Source organism: Pseudomonas sp. MWU13-2105 (genome assembly GCF_023242315.1).
In the GTDB taxonomy this organism is placed as follows: Bacteria; Pseudomonadota; Gammaproteobacteria; order Pseudomonadales; family Pseudomonadaceae; genus Aquipseudomonas.
Genome location: NZ_JALLIY010000005.1, coordinates 310,091 through 334,190, shown reverse-complemented (window position 1 = coordinate 334,190; position 24,100 = coordinate 310,091). Strand labels below are relative to the sequence as shown.

The window sequence follows — 24,100 nt, the reverse complement described above, 5'->3', positions numbered from 1 at the left end:
GGAATAGACATGGACCCGCAAGCCTATATCCAGATTGAACTGCATGAGGGTGTTGCAACCCTTTCACTGTCCAACCCGCCCATGAATGTCGTTTGCGGCCCGCTCACGCGTCAGTTGTATGCCGCGCTACGCGCACTGGAAGCTGACCCGAAGGTACGTGTATTGGTGTTGACCGGCGCCGGCGAGCGCGCCTTCTGCGCCGGCTCTGACATCAACGAGATGCAGGACATGCTCCAGCCCGGTGAAGTGTTGGAGAAGAAGCTGATATTCCAGAACAAGGTGTTCGAGTTCCTGCGCACCTTTGCCAAACCGACCATTGCGCTACTCAACGGTTACACCTTTGGCGGGGGGCTGGAAATCGCAGCTTGTTGCGACTTCATCGTCGCGGCCAGCACCACCCGATTGGGACTGCCCGAAGTCAAGCTAGGGGTGTTTCCCAGCAGCGGCGGAACTTTCCGCATCGCCCGACGAATCGGCGTGGCCCGCACCAAGCAACTGGTGTTTCTGGGAGATTCGGTCGGTGCCGAAACAGCACTGGCGTGGGGGTTGGTCGACTACCTGGCGGAGCCTGTGGTCTTGAGGCAAACCGGCCATGACCTGGCGGCTCGGCTGGCGGCTATGCCGCGCGCCAGTGTGAGGAGCTCCAAGGCACTGATCAACGACTGCTACGACAAGTCCGACGCTGAGCTGATCAGTCAATCGCTGCTGGCCAGCGATCAGGTGTTTTGCAGCGCCGACGCCCTGGAAGGGATGAGTGCGTTCATCAGGAAAGAACCGCCTCGTTTTGCCTGAGCCCGTGAATTTGCTTTGAGGTTACCAACATGACTTACCCGCTTTTAAACCATGTGAGTGTCGTCGAAAGCTCGGCATTCATTGCCGCACCCTTGGCCGGTATGACCCTGGCGGAGTTCGGAGCCGATGTTATCCGGATTGACATGATCGGCGGCGGTATTGACTACGCGCGCATGCCACGCATTTCGCCCAAGGGTCGGAGCCTCTACTGGACAGCGCTGAACAAGGGCAAACGTTCGGTTGCGGTAGACATCCGCCATCCCCAGGGCAGGGAACTGATCGCCGACATGGCAGTGGCAGCCGGCAACCTGCTGACCAACATCGCGACCCCCTGGCTGAACTACGAGGTGCTCGCTACCCGGCGTGCCGACCTGATTGCATGTGTGATTCAGGGCAACGCCGATGGCAGTACCGCGGTGGACTACACCGTCAACAGTTCTACGGGTTACCCCAACATGACGGGCGACGCCAGCGCAGACCGCCCCGTCAACCATGTGCTGCCAGCGTGGGACATCGCATGTGCCCACCAGGCCGCATTCGCCATGGTCGCGGCCTTGAGCCGTCGGCAACTGAGTGGAGAGGGCTCGGACATCAAGCTCGCGCTCTCGGACGTGGCATTTTCTACGCTCTCCCATTTGGGCGTGATGGCCGAGGCTGAACTGCTTGAACAGGAGCGTCCGGCTCTGGGCAATTACCTGTATGGCGCTTTCGGCCTGGATTTCGCGACGGCCGATGGCCGGCGGGTGATGATCGTGGCCATTTCTTCCGGGCAATGGAAGGCGCTGGTCCAGTGCTGCGATATCGGACTGGCCATCGCAGGAGCACAACACAGTTTGAAGCTGGATTTTGCGGATGAAGCCCAACGCTTCGAAGGTCGGGAGATTATCGCCGCCCTCTTGCGGCCTTGGTTCGCCAGTCGAACGTTCAAACAGGTCGAATCTGAGTTGAGTCGCGCCAAGGTGTGTTGGGGCCGCTACAACAGCGTCCGGGAACTGTTGGCCACGGATCCACGTGTGGGGCTCGGCAATCCGCTCTACGAGCGCATTGATACGCCGGGGATTGGTGAGCATCTGACTGCTCGCTCGGCGGCGCGTTTCGAGGGGGTGGCGCATCTGCCGACCCGGGCTGCGCCCTTGTTGGGTACTCACACTGATGAGGTTTTGCATCAGTTGTTGGGACTCAGTGGTGCCGAGATTGGCCGCTTGCATGACGCCGGTGTCATTGCTGGTCCGGAGAAAGATCCCACCCTTTGACCGATTCATACGGCGTCTTACCTATCACAATTACAACAATAGGCTAGTGCTCAAATGACTACTTCAAACCCGTACCACGCAGGTGTCGGTGCCAAGCGCTGGCAGATGATCATGCCGGCGGTGCTGATCATGTACACCATCTCTTTTTTTGACCGGGCCAATATTGCGATGGCCTTGCCCTACATGACCAAGGAACTGGCGCTCACCCCGGTGCAGGCTGGGTGGATCGGCGGCGCGTTCGCCTGGGGTTATGTAATCACCCAGTTGCTGGCTGCCGTCCTGGCGCTGCGTTTCGGCTCACGCAAGCTGATCGGTTTCTGTTTATTGCTGTTCGGCGGTGCTGCCCTGGTTACCGGCTTTGCCCGGACCTTTGAAGAAGTGATGGCAATGCGTTTCATTCTCGGCCTGGCAGAGGGGCCTATCTATGCGGCGGTGTCCATGTTGCTGGCGCAGTGGTTCGTCAAGTCCGAGCGAGGGCGCGCCTTTGGTATCTGGAACTTTGCCGTACCCTTGGGCGGTTTCCTCGCCGGGCCTATTTCCGGGGCGATCCTGGCTCATTATGACTGGCGCTGGATGTTGATCATTGAGGGATTACCTGCCTGGTTGTTCTGTCTATTCTGGTTTGTGATGGTGCCCAAGAGCTTGCAAGCGGCCAAGTGGCTGTCTGACGCTGACCGCGAAACGATTGCCCACGAACTGGCGGCCGAACAAAAGAGCCATGGCGAAACGCAATCGGATCCATGGTGGAAAATCTTCAACGAACCCGCGGTATGGTTGATGACTCTGGGTTTCGGTCTGAGCAGCATCTTGTTGTATGGCACCACGCTGTGGCTGCCAACCATTCTCAAGTCTTACAACTCTCTGAGCGAGGTGACCGTCGGTTTGCTGTCGGGTGCACCATTTCTCCTGACCATGCTTGGCGTCTGGTACATCACCCGTCGTTCCGATCGCCATAATCAGGAGCGTCGATTGCATGCGGCGATCCCTACCATCATCACCGGCTTGATAATGATCGCCGCGGCTTATGTGCCTGCCAATCTGTATGGGTTACAGATTGTGCTGTTCATAGCCATGGGCTTCCCGCTGAAGATGTTGACGCCGCTGGTGTTCGCTCGCCTGACCGAGATCTTGCCATTGCGCAAAGCCATTCCAGCTGTGGCCGTGGTCAGCGGGCTGGGGACCTTCGTCGGGCAATCCCTCGGCCCTCTGCTGGTGGGCTACACCCGTGCCATCTCCACGGACTTCCGGACTTCGTTATTGGCACTGGGGGCATGTGCCATCGCTGGTGGGGTGGTGATTCTGATGTCCAAGACGACCGCCGAAAAGCAGAAAAAAACTCAGGCTGACCCTTTGCACGTTTCGCAAAAAGCCAGCTAACAGTGGTCCGTTTCGCGTCCTGCGAGTGGTTGACCACGACTGGCACTCCGGGGCGCTTTTTATCTGCAAAGGAGTCAGTATGGCCGTTATCGACTTTTCAGTTTCTTTGCCCCACAGCTACTTGTTCGTTCCAAGATCCAGACCCGAGCGTTTCGCCAAGGCTCTGGGCAGCGAGGCCGATGCTGTGATCATCGACCCGGGAACCAGCCTTATGCCATTGGGTAAACCGGGTACTTGCGGCCGTCGGTGCCAGTGAGGGGAGAGGTCATCATGATCGACGATGAAATGATCGATGTCCCCGTCATCCTTCGTGCGCGAGGCATTTTGCGCGGTCAGGAAAGACCTCGCGAGGCGGTGCTTTGATGAGGGACGTAGAGCTGTCGAAATGGTTGGGCCGCCCAAGCATCATCGAGGCCACTTGGCCGAGCAGCAACTGATATTGCCAAGCGCCCGACACGGCCTTTGTGTGATCGTGGATAATTGCGCTCATGAAGCCGGGGTCAAGCTCAAGACCAGTGTTGAAGCTGACTCGTTTGGCGCAATGATCGATCTGGTTCGCCATGGTTTCGGTTTGACGGCTTTGTCCATGGGCGGCTACAGATATTCCTCTGACCGGTACCTGCAAATGACCGCCGTCGTAAGGTTTACGAGGCTTTTCGCAGCCGCTCCAGGAAATGCTCCCAGACCGGGGCATTGAGCAAATGAGCGGGCCGTTCGCCACGCAGCAGGGCTTGGATCTGCTGGGCGGATGAGCGTGCGACGTTGCGGCGCCCCCCACGCTGACGCCCGCGGTGTGGTAGGTGGCGATGACGTTCTCCAATGCCAGTAATGGTGAGCTGAGCGGTGGCGGTTCCACTGCCCAGACATCGAGTCCGGCACCCGACAAATGGCCGTTTTTCAAAGCATCGTAAAGTGCCGCCTCATCGTGGATTCCGCCACGTGCGGTGGTGAGAAAGACCGCTCCTTTTTTCATCGCCGCGAACTGCTGTGGGCCCATTAGATGGTGAGTGGAGGCGTTGAGCGGGCAGTGCACGGAGATGTAATCCGATTCGCCCAGCAGTCTCTCAAGCGTCGCCGGTTGCGCACCGCGCTCGAGAAAGGTGTCCTCGTCCAGGTACGGGTCATAAGCCAGCACGTTCATCCCGAAACCACGGGCCAGGTTTGCCGTGCGCTCGCCGATGACGCCGAGACCGATGATGCCCAGGGTCGTGCCATGAACCTCGTCACCCATCAGCTCTTCGCGCGCGAAACTCCGCTCCTGGCGCAATCGCCTGTTGGACGGAATAATCCGCTTGGCCAGGGCCAGGAGCAGTCCGAAGGTGTGCTCGGCTACCGAGTCTGCATTGGCCCCGGCCTGGTTCACAACGGCAATGCCGGCGCGCGTGCAAGCCGCCACGTCGACGGTGTCGTACCCCGCGCCTCCGGAGGACACACACAGCAGGTTCGGGCAACGTTCTATCAGGGCTTCATTGGCGAACCATTGGAGCGGCAGCTCATCCTTGGCCGCCGTGACGTAATACGCGGCCGAGCGGCTCAAGCCATCCCACACGCCATCTTCGTCTGCGCGAAACAGGCGTTGAAGCTGTAACGTCGGTGTCGCTTCGATCAGTTCATCGAAGACCGGGTTGATCCACAGGTCCAGGCGACTGACGATTTTGCTTGGTGAACCAGACATACGCTGTCCTCTATCCAAAGAAACCGTTATTCAAGGGCGCGGCAAGGCCGGCTGACGGGTAGTCACTACGTTGGCGGCATCCACGAAGGCCGAGGGCTTCGGTCGAGGTTCGACCATGGTCAGCAGGATGACGAAGGTCAGGAGGGAGCAGGCGCCCAGGAAGCCGAACACCATGTTCCAGTTGTAGGCATCGAGCAGCACGCCGACGATAAACGGGGCAAAGGCGCCGCCCAGCGAGCCGCCGGTATTGACGATCGAGGCGGCGAACGGAACCTTGTCCTTGACGGCCAACCCCATGGGATAGACCAGGAAAGTCGAATAGCCGATGTTCAGGAGAATCCCGGTCAACAGAAACAGGGCGGCCAGCAGTGTCGGATCGTCCGGCGAGTTCAGTAGTACGATCATCATCACAACGGTGGCGAGGGCGGTGATCAGCATCGCCGGCTTGCGGCGCCGGTCGAAGACCTTGTCCGAAAGCCAGCCGCCGAGAAGATTGCCGATAATCGCACCGACCCATGGGAATGCAGCCACCGCGCCCATCTTCATGACCGAGTAGTGTTTGACCGCGACCAGATAGATGGGGACCCAGGTCATGATGGTGTAGGTAATACCGACCATCAGGAAGTAACCCAGTGCACAGGCCCAGACGTTCCAGGATCTGAGGATGCTGGCGTTATCCTGCAGCAAATCCATCTCCCGCGTACGGATAAAACGGTCAAGCCAGAGGTGTCGAGGCGACAACGTGGCCGTGGACTGGGGTTGAAGCATATCCGTCTCCTGGATATAGCGCTTTTCTTCCTCGGAGCAGTGCGCGCTCTGGGACGGATCATCCTTTACATAGAGCCACCAGAGCGCCGCGATAATCAGGCCCGGGAAGGCAAAGAGGTAGAACACTTCTCGCCAGCCATAAAGGCTCACAATCAGCGCACACAGCGGTGGGACAAACGCGGGGGCAAATTTTATCGACGACATGAAGATGCCGGTTGCCAAGCCCTTTTCCCGTGACGGGAACCAACGATTGATGATCGAGACAATACCAATATTGATCGGGCCTTCAGCGGCACCCAGCAGGGGTCTGGCGAACTTCAGTTGCAGGACGCTGCTGGTCACTCCAATAAACAAAGTGGATAGCGAGGTCAGTACCAGGGAGGTTGTCAGGAGATTGCGAATGCCGAAGCGACTGAACAGGTAGCCCGCCGGGATCTGCACCATGGCATAGGTGAGGTAGAACAGACTGGCCAGGGCACCGATATCGGTATTGCTGAGCCCATATTCCTGCTTGATGAAAGGTATCACGACGCCGATATTGGCCCGGTCTGCACCCGCGATCATGTAGGCGAGGAAAAACAACGCAGCGACGATCCAGCGGAAGCGGCCTTTTTTTGAAGGTTTACTCATGGCCGGGCCCGATATTTTTTATAGTTGGAGCCGGGATACTAGGGTACCTTGAATGATTTTTTTAGCGATCTTTAAGACTCGGATAACATCACTTTTTTCCAGAAGTTGAGCTGTAATGCGCTGTGCTCCACGCGACTACCGAGCAATCGATAGCATGGAAAAATCGCGGCGCTCAAACCACAGCACTCAACGTGCCAGCAGGTTCTCGACACCCAGGTCCTCGGGCCTGGCGACACCGAGTAGACCGAGATCGCGCTTGAGTTCATCGCCGATGAGCCTGAGTGCGTGCCGGACGCCCTCTTCGCCAGCCACGGTCGCGGCGTAGTTGAACGGCCGCCCGATAAAAACTGCCTTGGCCCCTAGCGCGATGGCCTTCATGGCATCGGTGCCCCGACGCACACCGCTGTCGAGCATGATCGTCATATCCGGTACCGCTTCCACGATGCGCGGCAGGACCGTGAGGGGGGCGACGCTACCGTCCAGTTGCCGCCCGCCGTGATTCGATACAATCACCGCGTCGGCGCCGATGTGTTGGGCCTTCACCGCATCCCGTGGGTTCAAGATGCCCTTGATGATCAACTTTCCCTTCCAGCGGCGACGAATGTCGATGACATGCTCCCAGGTGAGATGGCCTCGGTCCGAAAAATCCCGCGTTACATTCTTTGAGAGGATAGGCGCGCCGCGAGTCGCGTAATTGTTCTCGAAATGCGGCATCCCGTGAGCGATCAAGGTCCGCAAAAATGTTCCGAGCAACCACCTGGGGTGCAGAAGCCCCTGAGCAGCCAGTCTCAGGCTCGGACGCAGCGGCGTCGAAAAACCGGCTCTGATGTTGTTTTCCCGGTTGGCGGCTACCGGCGTATCGACTGTCAGCACCAAGGTTTCAACAGGGGCTGCGGCGACCCGATCAATCAGCGCATTGATCTGTTTTCCCTCTCCCGGGAGATAGGCCTGAAACCATGTGCCAGGTGCTTCGTCCATCACCTCTTCCAACCGGATCAATGAAGAACCACTCATGACGCACGGTACCTTCGCCTGAGCCGCTGCGCGGGCCAGCACGATATCGCCACGATAGCTGGTCAGCGCGGCAATGCCCATGGGCGCAATGCCGATCGGGGAGGAGTAGGTTTCGCCCAGCAGTCTCACTGACGTATCGACGTGCGCTACATCCACCAGCACGTTTGGCAGGAAGCTGTAGTCCAGGAATGACGCCCGGTTTGCCATGGCCGATAGTTCGTCTTCAACAGCGCCTGATACATAGGCGAAGAGAGGGGCGGGTAATAAGCGTCGCGCCAGAGGCTCGAAGTCCTGGAGGGAGAGGCAGCGGTGCAAGGGGGTGGCCATAGGGCACACTCCTGATGGTTGTATCGGCGGTGTGCGGGCCAGGATAGGGGTTATGTGAATAGACTTAAAGCGAATAAAAGCACATTTGTTTGTTCGCTTTTATCGACGTGTTGGCCCGGCGCCCTTCTCCATGCTTGTCTCATAATCCTGGAAGCGCGGATTGTGACACGGCTTGGGCATCGCATTAATTAGATTACTAAAAGAGATGGTAATTCATACAAAAATATCGCTAAAAGTATTTTTTTAGGCTCCCTACTATCCGGTTGTCGTGAAAGCACACTTCTAACACCGGGGAAATCTCATGTTACTTCCAGGCATTCGTATCGAACCATCGCCCGCGGCCGCTTCTGATTCCTTGATCAAAGCATTCGCCTCTGTGGTGACCCCTCATATCAGCGACAACATGGGACGCCATATCGGTGCCCGCGGCCTGACGCGCTACAACCGTACAGGCAAGCTCGTCGGTACCGCACTGACGGTCAAGACCCGTCCAGGCGACAACCTCTACATCTACAAAGCGCTGATGATGTTGAAGCCCGGCCATGTGCTGGTGGTTGATGGGCAGGGTGATACCAACAACGCGGTGATCGGCGAGTTGATCAAGTTATATGCCCTGCAACGGGGTTGCGTCGGCTTTGTCATCGACGGTGCCATTCGTGATGTGGCGTGTTTTGAGCATACTCCCTGCTACGCGAAGGCCGTCGTGCATTGTGGCCCATACAAGACGGGACCGGGCGAGATCAACGTACCGGTGTCCATTGGCGGGATGATCATCAACCCCGGGGACATCATTGTCGGTGACGAAGATGGCTTGGTGGCTTTTTCCCAAGATGCTGCCGAGGAAGTGCTGGCCAAAGCCCGTGAACACGAAGCACACGAAGAGCGTGTGAAGGCAGAGATCGCGACCCAGGCGATCGAGCAATCGTGGATCACCAACGCCCTCGTCAAAGCCGGCTTGATGTGAGAAAAGAATGAGTACAGCACTGCTTTCCCAGCGAGTCCTGAGCATTGCCCCTTCGCCCAGCATAGCGGCTAATGCCTTGGTCGCAACGCTACGGGCGCAAGGTCGAGACATCGTGAACTTCACCGTTGGTGAGCCTGATCTCGATACGCCAGCGCATATCATGGAGGCCGCCACAGCAGCGATGTTGGCCGGTGAAACCCACTACACCAACACGCTCGGCACGCCTGCACTACGCAACGCGATCGTGACCAAGCTGCGGCGCGACAACGGCCTTGAATACACCCTCGATCAGGTGGTGGCGGCGGCCGGAGGTAAACAGATCATCTTTGAAGCGCTGGCGGCCACCCTCAACCCCGAAGACCAAGTGATTGTTCATACCCCTTACTGGGTCTCGTATCCGGACATCGCCAAGCTGAACGGCGGGACTCCCGTTGTTATCGTCGGCAATGAAGCCAACGGATTCAAGTTGACACCGGCGGAGCTGGACGCTGCCATTACCCCGCGCACGAAGTGGCTGATTCTCAACTCCCCGAATAACCCAAGCGGCGCCGTCTACACCCTGGAAGAGTTGCAAGCCCTGGCCCAAGTGCTTCGCGATCACCCCCATGTGCTGGTCATGGCCGATGAGATCTACGAACACTTCGTCTACACCGAAGCTGGACATGTCTCCTTTCCAAAGGTGGCTCCCGATCTGAAAGAGCGGATGCTGATCGTGAACGGGGCTTCGAAGGGTTATGCCATGACCGGTTGGCGATTGGGCTTTGGCGCCGGTCCGACCTGGCTGATCGCGGCCATCGGCAAACTGCTCTCGCAGACCACGACGTGCCCCAGTTCGATCAGCCAGGCAGCTGCCGTGGCAGCCTTTGTCGGCGACCAGGCGCCTGTCCGCGCTATGGCGAGCCTCTACCGGAAACGCCGCGACCTGATGCTGGGCTTGTTGTCCGAAACCCCCGGCCTGAAGTGCATGACACCGGATGGTGCGTTCTACGTATTTGCCAATGTGCAAGGGCTGCTCGGTCGCCGGGTTCCGCAAGGCTACGTGCTGCATACGGATGCTGATGTGGTTCGTTACTGGCTTGAAGAGGTCGGCGTGGCCACGGTGGTCGGCGATGCGTACGGCCTCAGCCCCTATGTCCGCCTCTCTTTCGCCAGCGGCGAGGCATTGATCCGGGAAGGTTGCGCACGTATCCGCAACGCCTGCGAAGCGTTGTGCTGATCGGCCGATTAGAGCCGACAGCAGTCGGGGGAGGGAACTACCTCCCCTTTGAAAACAAGATCCTGCCACTGACATCACCTGTGAGACGGACATGCATAAACCTCGTATTCCTCTGGTCGTTCAGATTCTGATCGGCTTGGTCGTCGGCATTGCTGTCGGCGTAGTCCTCAACCATGCGCCCGAGATGCGTCCCTGGCTCACGGAAAATGTGCTGCAACCCGCCGGAGACCTGTTCATCAAACTAATGAAGATGATCGTCATTCCCATCGTGTTCTGTTGCATGGTGGTGGGGATCGCCGGTCATGGTGATCGCAAGGCGCTAGGTCGGATGGGAGTCAAAACCCTCTTGTACTTCTTCGCCGTGACCACCACAGCGATCATTATCGGACTGGTGATCGGGAATCTGCTGCAGCCGGGAGCGGGCACTGATCTGCACAGCCTCAAGGCGGCCAATATCGCATTGCCTGCCGGCAACGGACATCAGAGTATCGTAGCCCTGCTGCTGGGCATCGTCCCGGATAACATTGTCGACGCAATGGCCAAGGGCAATCTGCTGCCGGTACTGTTCTTTGCTGTCATGTTTGGCCTCGGGCTCTCCGGTCTGTCTGATGAGCGTAAAGCACCAGTGCTGGCCGTTTTCAAAGGGCTGAGCGATGCCATGTTCCGGGTGACGTCGATGGTGATGGCTTATTCCCCCATCGGGGTGTTCGGCATGATTGCCGTGACTGTCGCCAACTTCGGTTTCTCCTCCCTGCTGCCGTTGGCAAAGCTGATAGTGGTCGCCTACATCGCGATTGTCCTGTTTGCCGCGCTGGTGCTGGGAAGCATTGCGCGGATGGCGGGCATCTCGATTTCCGGCTTGATCCGGCACATCAAGGATGAACTGGTCCTGGCATTTTCCAGTGCCAGCTCTGCGGCTGTGATGCCGCAGCTCATGGTCAAGCTGGAGAAGTTTGGCGTGCCACGCGAGATAGTGTCTTTCGTCGTACCGGTCGGGTACTCGTTCAACCTCGATGGGGCGTCTTTATTCCTCGGCATAGGGACGCTGTTTGTCGCCCAGCTCTATGGGATAGAACTGAGTCTGTCTCAGCAAGCCGTATTGGTGATCACCATGGTCCTGACCTCCAAGGGCGCGGCAGGCGTGCCGGGATTCATGTTCGTGATTCTCTCCGCGACCCTGGCCAGCGCGGGATTGCCGCTGGAGGGCATTGCGTTCATCGCCGGTGTCTACCGAATCATGGATATGGGGACTACCACCCTGAACGTACTCGGGAACGCGCTGGCCCCCGTGGTGATCGCTCGCTGGGAGAGAGGTCTTGAAAGCAGGAGTGAGTCGGTCGATGCTTCCTCGCAGGCGCTTACCCCAACGGAACATTGTGTCTATAGCAGTGAAGGTCACTGATTGGCTGCCACCTTGAACTGATGGTCATCATGAACTGGTAGCCGGGCATCCCTTGTACTTGCAAGGGATCACCCGTTGTTCACATGTCGCCTTCGAGGTGGAGCAGAGCCACCTGAGTCGACGGCGCGACCTTGTACCGCTCAAGCGGCTGATCACCTATGGCGTTGGCCAGGACATTGGGCATGCTCGGCGCTGCAACGAAGTCGTGAATGCCGCCGTACTGTGAAAGTCGTCCACGCCATAGGCGCCTCTCCGTCTGTCGAAATCCTCTACAAAAAATTGACCGCAAGCTGGGTGCACAACTGACAGTGCATTCTTTGGCTCATGAGGGCTGCGTCCTTGGCTTGTCGGTGTGTGTTCGAAATTATCACCGTAGAGCAAGATCAGTCCTTCTTGATTTTTACTTTAAGTTCAGGTGCTTGGCAATTAAGTGAGAGTTGTTGATGTTCTAGTTATTATAATTTTTGGCGATAAAAATATTGTTATTAATGGCGAATAAAAGTTGGTCGGTGAGTCATTCGGGGTGCTACTTATAGATATTGACAGAGGGGGGTTGTCAATCTTTAATGAAGGGGCGTGTCCAAGGGTTGGATTCGCGAAACAGGGAGAAGTTCTATTTTAGAACTTCAGTACATACGGAAATAAGGAAATTAAAATGTCTGAATTAGCCAGAAAAGAAATCACTAACTTAGAGCAAGGACCAGCTCAAGTCTTCACCCTCTTCGAGCAGAGCGGTATCGTGGTAACCTTGGAACTACCCAATGCATTGTCGCTCAGCAAGAATGAGCGTTCGGACTACCCAGCCAATCTGATGTTGACAAATAATACGGAGTTCACTCTCATTTCGGCGAATTTCGTTGTGACACTCGATGACGTGGTCGATAGCGTTCTTCAGGCCCTGCTCGCGACCGTGCGCTGGAAGGGCCCCAATCTTACGGACCCACTACTAAAGAAAATGGATTTCACTTGTAATGGTCCCATTCCTCCTAATGGAACGGCCAGCTGTATGCCTAATATTACCGGATACTCCAAAATCCAGTGGGTTGCCACGACGAACAACGGGCAGAGCACGGAGACCTTCACGAATAGCCTGGCCCTTGTCTCGCTTACCTTAGGGCCTATCGAGTCGATAGATACGCCTACTGGACCAACTATAATTGTTCTTTCATAGTTGATCTCTCACCGCGGGGTCCAAGAGTCAGGGCCTCGCGGTCGTCCCAGGTTCTACGGTGTGGTACATGGTCAAGTCCTCGAGCTGAGTCTTGTGCTTAGGCAATCGCTTTTGGTTGTGGTCGCAGGTCGGCAAGCCTCTGGCGGAGGCCATCTGCCCCGCTTCGGTGCTGGTTCGATTCCGGCTTCGGCACCATCTATATCAAGGGCTTGTCAGGCTTTTCAGTCGGCAGGCCCTTTTGTTTTTTCCGCAATCAGAAAATCTTGTCCGCAATTCGCTCATTTCGTCGGCGTGACCTTGGCGCCTCGTCGCCTTCGGATGTATTGCTCTGTCATGCCTACAGTCGTATGCCCGAGCTGCTCCCTGGTCTCACGAATACTCCCTGTCGACTCTTCTTTGTCCGTTGCGGCCTTCGCTGCTCGGTCAGGTAGAACAGATCCAGCGCGTCCTGGCGATTCTGGGCGAGCGCCGTGCGCAAAAAACAGATCGTTGATCCCGCCGCCCGCTGGCTTTCGAAGGCTGAAAGATGGCGACGGTGATTTGGTTTCTGTCTGCAGCTGTTGGTGCTGGTGCAATTTTGACCCAAGGGGGGGAGGGCGCTATGGGATCGAGAATTGTCTGGTCGACCTGAAAGCTATGCCACCGTGTCGGAGGTCGGCGAAATCATCTGGAGTAGGCCAGCGTCCACCTCTAGTTCGTGGAGCAGGTCAGTCAGGGTCGCCGCCAATTGCTGTTCCTGGCGCTTGTAATAGGTCCACTTGCCGACCTTGGTGGCTACCACGAGGCCGTGATCGCTGAGGGCCTTCAAGCAAAGCGATGTGGCGGGCTGTGATAGCCCGGCCTTGTCCTGAATGTGACTGGCGCAGACACCGTAGACGGAAAAATCGTAAATCTGGCTGTAGCCCTGGAAAGACGCTTGTGGGTCTTTGAGCCAAGTCAAAACCATCCTTCGCATCGGACTGGAGAGTATTTTGAGCGTCTCGTTCAAATCCATCATCAGGGCGGCGTTCCTCGGCAGGCGGGGCGTACCCCGCCATAAACGAACTATTTTATAGTTTGCTGAACGGATAGTCGACGTAGCCCTGTTCGCCGCCGCCATAAAGCGTTGCGGCGTCGACCGGGTTCAAAGCCAGGCCATTTCTGAGGCGGTGGGGCAGATCCGGGTTGGCGATGAATGTGCGGCCGAATCCGAACAAGTCCCCATAACCTTTTGCCAGGATGTCTTGCGCTTTGGCTTCGGTATAGCGGCCTGAATACATGATGGGAGCAGAGAACGCTTCTCGCAGGGCTTCGCGGAACGACACTGGCAGGTCAGGACTGTTGTCCCAGTCAGCCTCGGCAATCGACAGGTAGCCGATCCCCAACTCATCGAGCATCTTGGCGGCCTGGACATAGGTCTGGTGGGGATCCTGTTCGACCAGGCCCAAATAGACCCGTTCTTCGTCCGTCGACTCGAACAGTGGCGCAAAACGCACGCCTACACGCTCGCCACCGAATACGCGGATGGTGGCTTCGCACACTTCGCGCAGGAACCTCAGGCGGTTATCCAGCGATCCACCGTATTCATCGGTACGTTGGTTGGTGTGTTCGGAAATGAACTGATTCACCAGATAACCATTGGCGCAATGCAGTTCGACGCCATCGAAGCCGGCTTTCTTCGCGTTTATTGCGGCTAGGTGATAGAACTCGACCAGCTCCCTGACCTGTGGAGTGGTTAGCTCGACCGGCTCACTCGGGTCTGCGAGTGCTCCTGTCTCCGGACCCGTTTCGATAAAAACCTTGACTGCACTGGCGCGGATGGCAGAAGGCGCAACGGGTGGCTGGTTGTTCGGTTGCAGGCTGGTGTGGGAGACGCGACCCACATGCCACAGCTGGCAGAAGATGACCCCGCCTTGCGCATGAACCGCCTCCGTGACCTTACGCCAACCTTCTACCTGCGCTTCGCTATGAATGCCTGGTGTCCAGGCATAGCCCTGTCCCCTCGGTTCAATCTGGGTTCCTTCAGTAACCATGAAGCCGGCTGTGGCTCGCTGTGTGTAATAGGTTGCCATCAAATCGTTGGGCACATTGCCTGGCTGAGAGCTTCTGGAGCAGGTAAGAGGCGGCAGCGCAATCAGATTTCTAAGCTTCAGGCCACCCAGTGCCAGCGGTTGAAACAGGCTCAAATCAGTCATTCTTCACTCACGGATTTCAGTAGGAAAAATACACATTAACACATTCGAATGCGTTAATGTGTTTGTTTCCCATAGTCCTCGTCCGCCGATACTATCGGGATTGCGCCAGGGTCGGATAGTCCGTGTAACCGCGCTCTTCACCTTGGTAGAACGTTGCTGGATCGGCTTCGTTCAGGGCTACTCCACGCTGGAATCGCTCTACCAAGTCTGGGTTGGCCAGGAACGCGGTGCCAAACGACACCAGATCCGCATCACCCGAATTGAGCGCCTTTTCAGCGCGCTCCGCGTCGTAGCCACCATTGGCGATGTAGCTGCCGCCGAAGCAACGCTTCAGGTCTTTGAAATCGAACGGTCCAGCGCCAAGCTCCACGACGTGAATGTAGGCCAACCCATAGCGGCTGAGCATCTTCGCCGCACAGTTGAAAGTCGCTTGGGGATCGCTGTCGCTCATGGAGAAGTAATTGAATATCGGCGACAGGCGAACGCCCACGCGGCTGGCCCCGAATACTTCGATGACCGACTCCACGACCTCCTTGAGAAACCGAGTGCGGTTTTCTGCAGAACCGCCATAGGAGTCGGTTCGGGTATTGGTGCCATCGCGCAGAAACTGGTCGATCAAGTAACCGTTTGCACCGTGGATTTCCACGCCGTCGAATCCCGCACGTTTCGCGTTTTCAGCACCTTGACGAAAGTCAGCGACCACACCAGGAATCTCATCCAGATTCAGGGCCCGTGGCAATTCGTAAGGCTTCAGTCCCTCGGGTGTGTAAATCTCGCCATCAGCCTTGATCGCTGAAGGTGCTACCGGTAGCTCGTTATTGAGCTGTACCAGGGGGTGGGACAGGCGTCCGACATGCCAGAGTTGCAGGAAGATCCGTCCACCTTCTGCATGAACCGCGTCGGTCACCTGTTTCCAACCCTCGATTTGCTCGGTGGTAAAAATGCCCGGCGTCCTCATATACCCTTTGCCTTGCGCCGAGACTTGTGAACCCTCGGTGATGATAAGGCCGGCGCCGGCACGTTGCCGGTAATACTCGACCACGGTGGGTGTTGGCGCATCGCCTTCACCGGCCCGGCTTCGCGTCAGCGGCGCCATGACCATGTGGTTTTTCAGGGATAGGGTGCCGATTTGTGCAGGGGACGTAAGCAGGTTTAGATTGCTCGTGGTCATGATGTTTCTCGTAGGTCTGGAATGTGAGTCGTGATGGTCGAAACGTTTCTTGCCCGGGCTGCAGCCGCCGCTAGTTAAGTCGTCCTTGCTGCCGCAGGCGTGCGCCAATCCGCTGTATTCCGGATTCGCCCTGCGCCAAAGCCGCCTCGCTCGTGTGCACCGAGTAGTACCCTGTCACCAGATCGTGCGGATGCTTCACCGCTGAGCCCATGACGAACGAGCAGTCGCCTTGTGCCGAGAAGTCGATGTGTTGCTCGGTTTCTTCGAAAATGGCGAGTTCGCCGGCATTGACCAAGCCTCCTGCATCCAGGCGTCCTGCATTGACCGCGAGCCAGGCAACGGTGTGACCGGAGGGCGGGGAGTACTGCCAGTGCTCGCCGTCCTTCAAATTAACGGCGAGATAGTTCATGTCACTCGGTGCTTCAATCAAGCTTTGCGCGTCACCATATCGCCCCAGCAGCACGCGGGCGGGGCCGGTTTGTGGTACTTGGGAGGGCGCAAGATAGGTGCTCAGTGGAGGGGCGTTTTCCAGCGACGGCGGCAGAGCCACCCAGAGCTGGAAACCCTGCATCGAGGCCTCGCTGAGCATCGTCGCGTCGTGCCAGACACCGTTGCCGGCGCGCATCCACTCGAGACCTCCGGCAAGCAACACACCTGTCGCCCCCGTGGTGTCTTCGTAGGCAACTTCGCCTTCGCTCATGAAGGTAACGGTTGCGATCCCGGAGTGCGGGTGCATGCCGAAACTCGACTTGCCGCGACTGGCGTTCATACTGAAAATATCAAGGAAAATGAAAGGCTTCAGAAGCTCGCCCAAGTCGCCCGGGCTCATAAGCCGCGTTATCGGGCCATGGGTGTTCCCCTTGGTGCGATGGACGATGGCGCGTTGCTGAATAGCGACGGTGGCGTTCATATGTTTTCTCTCGGAATGTTGAGTGCCCACCGTAGCCATGGAGTGCGATGTCCTTTTCTCGGGGGAGCTGTTGAGGGCTAACAGCAGCCATGTCGGAAAGATAAGCGACTACTGATTGCTTGATTAGATGGCATAATTGGGTTGGACCAATCCATTTAACGAAGTGGTGTGGATCAGATGTTTGACCTGAATGACGTCGCTTTGTTTGTACAAGTGGTGCGCCACGGCAGCTTTGCCGAGGCGGCACGGCAGCTTGGCATGCCGTCCAACACCTTGAGCCGGCGGGTTCAACAACTTGAGGCTCAGCTCGGCACACGGCTGCTACAGCGCTCGACGCGAAAACTCACACTTACCCATTCTGGGGCGATGTTTCATGAGCGGTGTTCTGGCGCGGTAGAGGGCCTGCTGGATGCCGGAGAGCACTTGATGACCGATAGCCAGGAACCACGTGGCACTGTGCGCATTGCGGCGATGGCGGATTTTTTCGACTTCTTCCCCATGGAGTGGGTGGCTGATTTTCTAGCCAAGCACCCCCAAGTGCGACTGGATTTTGTGCTGAGTGATGCGAGGGCTGATTTGATCGCTGAACGGATCGACATTGCATTTCGAGGCGGCATTTTGCAGGACTCGGGATATGTCGGTCGTCAACTGCTTGGAGCAGGCAATGAAGGGTTGGTAGCCAGTCCTGGTTACCTCAGTAAACGCGGTGTGCCTGTCACGCTACAGGATTTGGAAAATCACGACTGCGTGAGTTTTGCACATCCCAGCGGAATCACAACGTGGCGTCTTATGGGGCCCGACGGTGTTGAGGAAGATATCCAGATTACCAGCCGGTTCAATGGCAACACTGCTCAAGCTTTGCGTAAGGCCACTTTGGCTGGGTTGGGTATTGCGTTGCTGCCGCCGGCCATAATCAATATCGATCTCCAGGCTGGCCGATTGGTGTCCGTGCTCCCGCAGCACTATCGCACTGGATATGGTCTGCATGTGCTTTACCCCAGTCGGAAACATTTGCCCCTGGCTGTGTCTGCATTCATCGAGTTGGTGTTGGAGAAACTGAAAGAGCAGAAATTCCCGGCGAATGTGTAACGGTTGTACCTCCGGGCCGTCGCTTATCCAGCCAAGCGCTGGCTGGAAAATAGGAAGTGCCTACCTCCCAGCCAGCGTTGAGTTCACAGTGGTATGAGATTGCCCCAGAGTCTTCCGGAGCGTCGTCAGGCTGTGAGTCTGCAGTGATTTACGCCTTGTTGGATGCCTTCACCGCAAAGGCACCGTCACCCAGCAACGCCACGACCAGTGCTGTCACGGACAGGTAGACCGGATATTCCCAACCGCCATGGGCGTTGGTGAAGCTCCAGCCATTGCCGAAGTGGACGGTCGCGGCAACGAACAGCTGAATCACCGCCAGAGCCGCCACCCAGCGCGCATAGACACCCAGCACCAGCATCAAACCGCCGATCACTTCAAAGGCCATGACCGGGTACGCCAGGAAGCCCGGGAAGCCAATCGATTCAAAAAAGCCCGCGGTACCTGCCGGGGTAAACACCAGGACTTTGGTCAGGCCGTGGGCAATGAACATGATGCCGAGGGCCAAGCGCATGACGAAGGCGGCGTATGGAGCGGTACGTGAGTCGATCATGATGCGGTTCCTTGTGTTTATTTGGAGAGTGGCAGTGTGTTGGTCAGCCATTTCGAGAAATCCGCCAGTTCTTCAGCGACGATCTCGTGGGCCATGTCGTAGAGATGTGTTTCGTGGGCGACGCCGATTCGAGTCAGCCAGTCGTCCGCTTCTTTCGCCCAGGCCACTGGTAGTACGTTGTCCTGGTGACCATGGGCGATGAAAGCGTTGATGGACTGGAGTCGATCGGCCGAAGCAATCCGAGGATCAAGTTCGCGCAGCATCCGGCCGCTCAATATTGCAAATCCGGCAACCAGCTCGGGCTCGGTGACCCCGAGGCTCGCGCTCATGATGCCGCCCTGGCTGAAGCCGGCGATCACGGTAGGTAGCGTGGGCAGCGCTTCGATGAAGTGCTGCAATTGTTGCCGGGCGGCCTCTGCCTGTTCTTGATTGAATGAAGGGCCGTTGCTGGTGAAGTTCACCTGGTACCAGGCGAAGCCTTGTGGGCCAACCTGCAGCGGGCCGCGGAGCAGAATGACTTCCAGTTCCTCGGGCAGGGACGCGGCCAATGACGCGAGATTCGCTTCATTTGAACCGACGCCATGCAGCAGGAGCAGGCGCCCCTTGGGTGCAGCACTACCGCACCCTTTGCGGAAAATCAGGCCCGTTTTCGGCTCGCGAACGGCTGCGGTAAAAGAGGTGTCATGCATGATCTGCAACGCCTTGGCTGAGGTGGGTGGAGTCGAATCCAACCGGGTTGTTCGAAGAAAACAGGTAGCTGTCCATCGCCAGTACGCCGTAGCTCACGCCACCTTCCAGGACACGAGTCTCAAAGTGTTCGCCGGCCGCGCCGAGGGCGATGAGCAGCGGTAAGAAATGCTCATCGGTCGGGTGGGCACGTTCGGCTGAAGGTGCGTGCTGCTTATAGTCCAGCAGGACATCGGTGTTGCCCGCTTGCAGGGTTTGGGCTGTCCAGGCTGCAAACGCTTTCACGTAATCGGCACCGTGGGTGGCCGCCCCCCGAAACTCATACAAGTTATGGGTCAGGCTTCCGGAAGCCACGATCAGCACGTTCATATCCCGTAGCGGCTTGAGGGCTTGGCCGAACTTCCAGGCCTGGTGGGTATCGAGACTGGCAGGCATCGATACCTGAACAACTGGAATGTCCGCCTCAGGGGCCAGGTGCAGCAGCGGCACCCACGCGCCATGGTCCAGACCGCGGCGGGCGTCAAGCCGGGACTTCCATCCCGCATTCTGCAGCAGATCCACGATATGCGCGGCCAGGGTCGGAGCGCCCGGTGCGGGATAGCGCAACTGGTACAACGCCTCGGGAAAACCACCGAAGTCGTGCAGGGTTTCAGGGGCGGTGCTCGCCGTGACGCTGACCTCGCCGCGGGTCATCCAGTGCGGCGAGAGGATGACGATGGCATCAGGTCGCGGCAGTTCGCGACCGAGCTCGGCCAGGCGTTGACCCGCCAGGCCGGGCTCGATAGCAAACATCGGAGCACCATGAGACACAAACAACAGCGGGAACGAGGTGTTCATGGTGAATGCTCCCCAACGATTACTTGCCCAGCCAGGCAGGGGCGATGGAAGTGCCCAGGCCGGCGCCGTAGCCGAGGAAGATATTCAAACCTGCCAATGGCTCCAGGTAACGGGCATTGACCAGTGCGCCCGCGTCGACCGTGTTCCAACCCAGGCTCTGCGCCAAGGCAATCGCGGTCTGTTTGGCGCGCTCGCTGTCGCTGGCGACAAATACACTGCCGCGCTGGTCATTGGCGAAAAACGGGCCGTCGGCAAGCACTTGGGCGAACAGGGTATTGAACGCTTTTACGACATGGGCTTGCGGCACCGCTTTGGCAATTTCCTCGCTGGCGCTGGTCACGTGACCGATGGTCAGCGACATGTAATCGGCGCTCAGTGGGTTGGTGATATCGATAACCACCTTGCCCCCCAGATCGCCCAGGCTTTGCAGGGCTTTGACGGCGTCGTCATAGGCGGTTGCAACGACAACGACGTCGCTGTCACCCAGTGCCTCGGCAGCCGGGTAGGCGCTGACATTGTCAAACTGAGCGGCCAGGGCCTTGGCCTTGTCGATGTCGCGTCCGGTGATACGAACGATATGGCCGACACTGGACAGTTGTTTTGCGAACGCCGAACCCATGTTGCCGGTACCCACTACGGTAATTTTCATAGCGACCTCATTTGCCTTGATGTGCGTTTCGATGGGCTCAGTTTATAGGTTGTGAATTCGAGATAAATAAGGTCGAATGTGATAAACCGTTCCACTTATCGAGACAATCATGGACAGAGCATTGGAGATGCAGGTCTTCTGCAGCGTCGTCGATAAAGGCAGCTTCGTAGGCGCGGCCGAACTGTTGGCGATGTCCAAGGCGGCCATCTCGCGCTATGTGAGCGGTCTTGAAGAACGCCTGGGTGTGCGACTTCTGCAGCGCACGACCCGGCGGCTTTCACTGACGGAGGAGGGGCGGCAGTTTTACCACCAGGCGCGTGAGGTACTGGCGCTCATGGATCAGGCCGAGGAGGCCGTATCGTCCACCGCACCGGAGCCCAGTGGTGTTTTGAGAGTGAATGCACCGGTCAGCTTCGGGGTGCTGCATCTGGCGCCGATCTGGGGCGACTTCATGAAGGCCTACCCCAATATCGAGTTGGACATCAGCTTGAATGATCGATTGGTGGATCTGGTGGAGGAGGGATTCGATGCGGCTGTTCGCATTGCCCGCATGGAAAACTCTTCGCTGGTCGGGCGTCGTCTGGCGGGCACGCGGATGTGCTTGTGCGCTTCACCCGAATACCTGGCAAGTCACCCGGAGGTGCGCACTTTGTCTGACCTGACAGAACACGGCGTGATTGCCTACACCCACTTCGCCAGCGGCAACGAATGGCAGTTCCAGGGCCCTGACGGCAGCGAAAGTGTGCGCACCCGTTCCATTGTTCGCTGCAACAATGGCGATACCTGTCGCAGCATTGCCTTGGCAGGGGGCGGTATTGCCTTGCAGCCCAGCTTTATGGTGGCCGAGGATTTGCGGGCGGGGGACCTGGTGGAGATCCTGCCTGAGTACCAGTCGGTCGAACTGGGCATCTACGTGGTCTATCCCACACGCAAACACCTGGCGACCAAGGTCCGGGTGCTGATCAATTTTCTGGCCGAGCGATTTGCCCACCCGCGATGGGAGCAGTAGTCGGCGTTCACCCAAGCGCCGGATACGAGTGTCACCGCGAATCTTTTGCGATCCGAGTCGTTCGCTTCTCGGATATTCGGCTTGAACGAGGGGAGGTCGTCATTGACCTGGACCTGATCATTCGGCCGGATGCCCGTATTGATTTGGCAGCTTCTGGTGGGTTCTTTCGTTTTTGCATTCCGCCGAACGATGCACAAAGAGTGGGGACAATTCAGTTATTCGATAGCCTCATACGGCAGCCCGACATAATTTTCCGCAATCGTCTTGCGTCCGGCGGCCGAGCTTGTGAAGTAATCGAGCTCGCTTTTCTGGATACGCTGGCTGAAGGCGTCAGTCTCGGGAAAGCGGTGGAGGATCGAGGTCATCCACCAGGAGAAACGTTCGGCTTTCCAGACCCGGCGCAGGCAGATTTGCGAGTACTTCTCCAGCAAGTCCGTGCGACCTTCGCGATAAACCTTGAGCAGGATCCGGTACAGCGTGCTGACATCGCTCGCCGCCAGGTTCAGGCCTTTGGCGCCGGTAGGTGGAACGATGTGGGCCGCATCGCCGAGCAGGAACAGGCGACCATATTGCATGGGCTCGACGACAAAGCTGCGCAAGGGCGCGATGCTCTTTTCAATCGAGGGACCGGTGACCACTTGCGCGGCGATAGTGGTCGGCAAGCGGCGTTTGAGCTCCTCCCAGAAACGTTCGTCCGACCAGTCCTCGACCTTTTCCTCGGCACCCACTTGCACGTAATAACGGGTACGCGTCGGCGAGCGCATGCTGCACAGGGCGAAGCCACGCTCATGGTTGGAGTAGATCAGTTCATGGCTGACCGGCGGGGTATCGGCCAGGATACCCAACCAGCCAAAGGGGTAGACCCGTTCAAAAATCTTCAACGTCTCTGCCGGTATCGATTGTCGGGATACACCGTGAAAGCCGTCGCAGCCGGCAATGTAGTCACAGTCCAGGCGGACGCTCTCGCCATTGCGCTCGAAGGTCAGGTAAGGACTGTCGCTCTGCATGCCGTGGGGCTGCACATTCTCGGCATCGTAAACAGTCATTGCGCCCACGGCGGCACGGGCGTCCATCAAGTCACGGGTGACTTCGGTCTGGCCGTAGACCATGACCGTCCTGCCCTCGGTCAGTCCCTTGAGGTCGATGCGTTCACTGCGTCCGTCGAAGGCCAGTTCGAAGCCGTCGTGCACCAGGCCTTCGGCATCCATGCGCGCGCTGACACCGGCTTCGCGCAACAGCTCGACCATGCCTTGTTCCAGCACGCCAGCCCGAATGCGCGAGAGGATGTATGCGGGATTCTTGCGTTCGACGATGATGTTGTCGATGCCTGCGCGGTGCAGCAGTTGACCGAGCAGAAGGCCGGAGGGGCCGCAGCCGATGATAGCGACTTGGGTTTTCATGGAGGGTAGTCCTGTCTGGTACCGCTGAAGGCATGAGGCCTTGTCGGGCACTGTTGTTTTTGTCTCCTGTATTTTTAGTGGCTAAAGCCAGGATATGAAGGCAATATCCGACGTATTCCATGGACTTTTCGTGGGTCGTCGCAAGGGGAGGGACATGTCGAAATCATTCGCTGCATCTGTTCCGGTGTTCAAGCTCTACGGCGAGACCGGTGCCTGGCCGACCCCTGACTTGATCCATTGCGAGTCGATCCCCGAGCGCAGCAAACTGCATGGTTGGGAAATCAAACCGCACCGGCACAGCGACCTGGTGCAGCTTCTCTACGTGCAGGCAGGGCAGGCGACGCTGAAAGTCGAAGACGAGATCCACCACATCGATTCTGCCGCGCTGCAAGTCGTGCCGGCGCTGTGCGTGCACACCTTCAAGTTCTCCGAGGATATTCAAGGCCACGTGCTCAGCCTGGCGCAGCCCCTGGCCGAACAGCTTGGTGCTTCCCTCGGCAGTCCGGTATTGACCACGGCGGCCTGTTACCCGATCGGCTCCGCGCATCCGTATCTGGACACGCTGTTTTCAGCCATCACCCGGGAGTACGGCGAACACCAGCCCGGTCGTGATCCGATGCTGCAATCATTGATCACGGTGCTGTCGATCTGGCTCAGTCGCCGCAGCCTGGAGCGCTCACCGCCGGACGCTTTGCCGCTTGAGCGCGGCCGCGAGCATTTGCAGGCGTTCACCCGGGCACTGGAACTGCGTTTTCGCGAGCATCTGCCGATCGAGCACTATGCGGCGACGCTGGGGATCAGCGCGGCTCACCTCAATGCCCTGTGCCGACGCCTCTGCGGGCAATCGGCATTGCAGATGATCAACCAGCGACTGCTGCTGGAAGCCAAGCGCGATCTGGTCTACACCGCCATGACCATCAACCAGGTGTCGGACAGCCTGGGCTTTTCCGAACCGGCCTACTTCTCGCGCTTTTTCAAGCGCGGTACGGGGCAATCACCGAAACAATTCCGTATCCAGCGTTAGCGGATGCCAGA

General features: G+C 57.9%; 21 protein-coding genes and 4 pseudogenes. 12 read left to right on the top strand and 13 right to left on the bottom strand.

Annotation, left to right across the window (positions count from 1 at the left end):
* The first annotated feature begins 9 nt into the window (after positions 1–9).
* The 5 genes and pseudogenes from M5B96_RS09710 to M5B96_RS09690 all read left to right on the top strand — a co-directional run.
* Positions 10–792, top strand: coding sequence for an enoyl-CoA hydratase/isomerase family protein (locus M5B96_RS09710; protein ID WP_248796454.1), 783 nt, complete (start codon positions 10–12; stop codon positions 790–792).
* 29 nt (positions 793–821) lie between these two features.
* A complete protein-coding gene (locus M5B96_RS09705; protein ID WP_248796453.1) occupies positions 822–2,045 on the top strand; it encodes a CoA transferase in 1,224 nt (407 codons plus the stop codon).
* Positions 2,046–2,150: 105 nt separating this feature from the next.
* Positions 2,151–3,422 carry an MFS transporter gene (locus tag M5B96_RS09700; protein ID WP_248796452.1) on the top strand — a complete coding sequence of 424 codons (1,272 nt, stop codon included), beginning with the start codon at positions 2,151–2,153 and terminating at the stop codon, positions 3,420–3,422.
* Positions 3,423–3,501: 79 nt separating this feature from the next.
* Positions 3,502–3,618, top strand: a pseudogene (locus M5B96_RS09695) (CoA ester lyase); the annotation flags it as partial.
* A gap of 222 nt (positions 3,619–3,840) precedes the next feature.
* A pseudogene (locus tag M5B96_RS09690) lies at positions 3,841–4,011 on the top strand (LysR substrate-binding domain-containing protein); the annotation flags it as partial.
* A gap of 258 nt (positions 4,012–4,269) precedes the next feature.
* On the opposite strand, the pseudogene M5B96_RS09685 reads toward M5B96_RS09690, so the two are convergent.
* From M5B96_RS09685 to M5B96_RS09675, 3 genes and pseudogenes are all read right to left on the bottom strand, one after another.
* Positions 4,270–5,097: pseudogene (locus tag M5B96_RS09685) on the bottom strand (NAD(P)-dependent oxidoreductase); the annotation flags it as partial.
* 30 nt (positions 5,098–5,127) lie between these two features.
* Positions 5,128–6,495 carry an MFS transporter gene (locus tag M5B96_RS09680; protein ID WP_248796451.1) on the bottom strand — a complete coding sequence of 456 codons (1,368 nt, stop codon included), beginning with the start codon at positions 6,493–6,495 and terminating at the stop codon, positions 5,128–5,130.
* 186 nt (positions 6,496–6,681) lie between these two features.
* Positions 6,682–7,836, bottom strand: a complete 1,155-nt coding sequence (locus M5B96_RS09675; protein ID WP_248796450.1) for an alpha-hydroxy acid oxidase — start codon at positions 7,834–7,836, stop codon at positions 6,682–6,684.
* Between the two features lie 301 nt (positions 7,837–8,137).
* Here M5B96_RS09675 and M5B96_RS09670 point away from each other — a divergent pair, with 301 nt between their 5' ends.
* From M5B96_RS09670 to M5B96_RS09660, 3 genes are all read left to right on the top strand, one after another.
* The gene (locus tag M5B96_RS09670) at positions 8,138–8,800 is read left to right on the top strand and encodes an RraA family protein (RefSeq protein WP_248796449.1); all 663 of its coding nucleotides are present in this window, start codon (positions 8,138–8,140) and stop codon (positions 8,798–8,800) included.
* Between the two features lie 7 nt (positions 8,801–8,807).
* The gene (locus M5B96_RS09665) at positions 8,808–10,016 is read left to right on the top strand and encodes a pyridoxal phosphate-dependent aminotransferase (protein WP_248796448.1); all 1,209 of its coding nucleotides are present in this window, start codon (positions 8,808–8,810) and stop codon (positions 10,014–10,016) included.
* A gap of 91 nt (positions 10,017–10,107) precedes the next feature.
* The gene (locus tag M5B96_RS09660; RefSeq protein WP_248796447.1) at positions 10,108–11,418 is read left to right on the top strand and encodes a cation:dicarboxylate symporter family transporter; all 1,311 of its coding nucleotides are present in this window, start codon (positions 10,108–10,110) and stop codon (positions 11,416–11,418) included.
* Between the two features lie 82 nt (positions 11,419–11,500).
* Here M5B96_RS09660 and M5B96_RS09655 read toward each other — a convergent pair.
* Positions 11,501–11,602, bottom strand: a pseudogene (locus tag M5B96_RS09655) (DUF159 family protein); the annotation flags it as partial.
* 471 nt (positions 11,603–12,073) lie between these two features.
* On the opposite strand from M5B96_RS09655, the gene M5B96_RS09650 reads away from it, so the two are divergent.
* A complete protein-coding gene (locus M5B96_RS09650) occupies positions 12,074–12,589 on the top strand; it encodes a hypothetical protein (protein ID WP_248796446.1) in 516 nt (171 codons plus the stop codon).
* Positions 12,590–13,223: 634 nt separating this feature from the next.
* Here M5B96_RS09650 and M5B96_RS09640 read toward each other — a convergent pair.
* The 4 genes from M5B96_RS09640 to M5B96_RS09625 form a co-directional block, all read right to left on the bottom strand.
* Positions 13,224–13,586 carry an ArsR/SmtB family transcription factor gene (locus M5B96_RS09640; RefSeq protein WP_248796445.1) on the bottom strand — a complete coding sequence of 121 codons (363 nt, stop codon included), beginning with the start codon at positions 13,584–13,586 and terminating at the stop codon, positions 13,224–13,226.
* A 52-nt stretch (positions 13,587–13,638) separates the two neighbouring features.
* Entirely contained in the window at positions 13,639–14,763 is a 1,125-nt protein-coding gene (locus tag M5B96_RS09635; protein ID WP_248796444.1) for an alkene reductase, read from the bottom strand.
* A gap of 91 nt (positions 14,764–14,854) precedes the next feature.
* Positions 14,855–15,934 carry an alkene reductase gene (locus tag M5B96_RS09630; protein WP_248796443.1) on the bottom strand — a complete coding sequence of 360 codons (1,080 nt, stop codon included), beginning with the start codon at positions 15,932–15,934 and terminating at the stop codon, positions 14,855–14,857.
* 70 nt (positions 15,935–16,004) lie between these two features.
* Positions 16,005–16,844, bottom strand: a complete 840-nt coding sequence (locus M5B96_RS09625) for a pirin family protein (protein WP_248796442.1) — start codon at positions 16,842–16,844, stop codon at positions 16,005–16,007.
* Between the two features lie 177 nt (positions 16,845–17,021).
* Between M5B96_RS09625 and M5B96_RS09620 the strand changes: the two genes are divergently transcribed.
* On the top strand, positions 17,022–17,933 hold the full coding sequence (locus M5B96_RS09620; protein WP_248796441.1) for a LysR family transcriptional regulator: 912 nt from the start codon (positions 17,022–17,024) through the stop codon (positions 17,931–17,933).
* Between the two features lie 148 nt (positions 17,934–18,081).
* On the opposite strand, the gene M5B96_RS09615 is transcribed toward M5B96_RS09620, so the two are convergent.
* Genes M5B96_RS09615 through M5B96_RS09600 form a run of 4 tightly spaced genes read right to left on the bottom strand, consistent with a single transcriptional unit; the run spans position 18,082 to position 20,656 of the window.
* Complete coding sequence (locus M5B96_RS09615; RefSeq protein ID WP_248796440.1) at positions 18,082–18,483, bottom strand: DoxX family protein; 402 nt, start codon at positions 18,481–18,483, stop codon at positions 18,082–18,084.
* Positions 18,484–18,500: 17 nt separating this feature from the next.
* Entirely contained in the window at positions 18,501–19,172 is a 672-nt protein-coding gene (locus tag M5B96_RS09610) for an alpha/beta hydrolase (protein WP_248796439.1), read from the bottom strand.
* Positions 19,165–20,007, bottom strand: coding sequence for a DODA-type extradiol aromatic ring-opening family dioxygenase (locus M5B96_RS09605; RefSeq protein ID WP_248796438.1), 843 nt, complete (start codon positions 20,005–20,007; stop codon positions 19,165–19,167). The genes M5B96_RS09610 and M5B96_RS09605 overlap by 8 nt, the downstream gene beginning before the upstream one ends.
* A 19-nt stretch (positions 20,008–20,026) precedes the next feature.
* On the bottom strand, positions 20,027–20,656 hold the full coding sequence (locus M5B96_RS09600; protein WP_248796437.1) for an NADPH-dependent F420 reductase: 630 nt from the start codon (positions 20,654–20,656) through the stop codon (positions 20,027–20,029).
* A gap of 109 nt (positions 20,657–20,765) precedes the next feature.
* On the opposite strand from M5B96_RS09600, the gene M5B96_RS09595 reads away from it, so the two are divergent.
* Positions 20,766–21,665, top strand: a complete 900-nt coding sequence (locus tag M5B96_RS09595) for a LysR family transcriptional regulator (protein WP_248796436.1) — start codon at positions 20,766–20,768, stop codon at positions 21,663–21,665.
* 215 nt (positions 21,666–21,880) lie between these two features.
* Here M5B96_RS09595 and pobA read toward each other — a convergent pair whose 3' ends face one another.
* On the bottom strand, positions 21,881–23,065 hold the full coding sequence (gene pobA, locus M5B96_RS09585; protein ID WP_248796435.1) for a 4-hydroxybenzoate 3-monooxygenase: 1,185 nt from the start codon (positions 23,063–23,065) through the stop codon (positions 21,881–21,883).
* A 154-nt stretch (positions 23,066–23,219) separates the two neighbouring features.
* Between pobA and M5B96_RS09580 the strand changes: the two genes are divergently transcribed.
* The gene (locus M5B96_RS09580; RefSeq protein WP_248796434.1) at positions 23,220–24,089 is read left to right on the top strand and encodes a helix-turn-helix domain-containing protein; all 870 of its coding nucleotides are present in this window, start codon (positions 23,220–23,222) and stop codon (positions 24,087–24,089) included.
* The last annotated feature ends 11 nt before the right edge of the window (positions 24,090–24,100 follow it).

Bases quoted from the DNA above. Each gene is read 5' to 3' on its own strand.
- M5B96_RS09665 (WP_248796448.1), top strand. From the start codon at position 8,808: ATGAGTACAGCACTGCTTTCCCAGCGAGTCCTGAGCATTGCCCCTTCG.
- M5B96_RS09605 (WP_248796438.1), bottom strand. From the start codon at position 20,007: ATGAACACCTCGTTCCCGCTGTTGTTTGTGTCTCATGGTGCTCCGATG.
- M5B96_RS09620 (WP_248796441.1), top strand. From the start codon at position 17,022: ATGTTTGACCTGAATGACGTCGCTTTGTTTGTACAAGTGGTGCGCCAC.
- M5B96_RS09630 (WP_248796443.1), bottom strand. From the start codon at position 15,934: ATGACCACGAGCAATCTAAACCTGCTTACGTCCCCTGCACAAATCGGC.
- M5B96_RS09615 (WP_248796440.1), bottom strand. From the start codon at position 18,483: ATGATCGACTCACGTACCGCTCCATACGCCGCCTTCGTCATGCGCTTG.
- M5B96_RS09600 (WP_248796437.1), bottom strand. From the start codon at position 20,656: ATGAAAATTACCGTAGTGGGTACCGGCAACATGGGTTCGGCGTTCGCA.
- M5B96_RS09640 (WP_248796445.1), bottom strand. From the start codon at position 13,586: ATGATGGATTTGAACGAGACGCTCAAAATACTCTCCAGTCCGATGCGA.
- M5B96_RS09635 (WP_248796444.1), bottom strand. From the start codon at position 14,763: ATGACTGATTTGAGCCTGTTTCAACCGCTGGCACTGGGTGGCCTGAAG.
- M5B96_RS09675 (WP_248796450.1), bottom strand. From the start codon at position 7,836: ATGGCCACCCCCTTGCACCGCTGCCTCTCCCTCCAGGACTTCGAGCCT.
- M5B96_RS09625 (WP_248796442.1), bottom strand. From the start codon at position 16,844: ATGAACGCCACCGTCGCTATTCAGCAACGCGCCATCGTCCATCGCACC.
- M5B96_RS09660 (WP_248796447.1), top strand. From the start codon at position 10,108: ATGCATAAACCTCGTATTCCTCTGGTCGTTCAGATTCTGATCGGCTTG.
- M5B96_RS09680 (WP_248796451.1), bottom strand. From the start codon at position 6,495: ATGAGTAAACCTTCAAAAAAAGGCCGCTTCCGCTGGATCGTCGCTGCG.
- M5B96_RS09700 (WP_248796452.1), top strand. From the start codon at position 2,151: ATGATCATGCCGGCGGTGCTGATCATGTACACCATCTCTTTTTTTGAC.
- M5B96_RS09705 (WP_248796453.1), top strand. From the start codon at position 822: ATGACTTACCCGCTTTTAAACCATGTGAGTGTCGTCGAAAGCTCGGCA.
- M5B96_RS09580 (WP_248796434.1), top strand. From the start codon at position 23,220: ATGTCGAAATCATTCGCTGCATCTGTTCCGGTGTTCAAGCTCTACGGC.
- pobA (WP_248796435.1), bottom strand. From the start codon at position 23,065: ATGAAAACCCAAGTCGCTATCATCGGCTGCGGCCCCTCCGGCCTTCTG.
- M5B96_RS09670 (WP_248796449.1), top strand. From the start codon at position 8,138: ATGTTACTTCCAGGCATTCGTATCGAACCATCGCCCGCGGCCGCTTCT.
- M5B96_RS09710 (WP_248796454.1), top strand. From the start codon at position 10: ATGGACCCGCAAGCCTATATCCAGATTGAACTGCATGAGGGTGTTGCA.
- M5B96_RS09610 (WP_248796439.1), bottom strand. From the start codon at position 19,172: ATGCATGACACCTCTTTTACCGCAGCCGTTCGCGAGCCGAAAACGGGC.
- M5B96_RS09595 (WP_248796436.1), top strand. From the start codon at position 20,766: ATGGACAGAGCATTGGAGATGCAGGTCTTCTGCAGCGTCGTCGATAAA.
- M5B96_RS09650 (WP_248796446.1), top strand. From the start codon at position 12,074: ATGTCTGAATTAGCCAGAAAAGAAATCACTAACTTAGAGCAAGGACCA.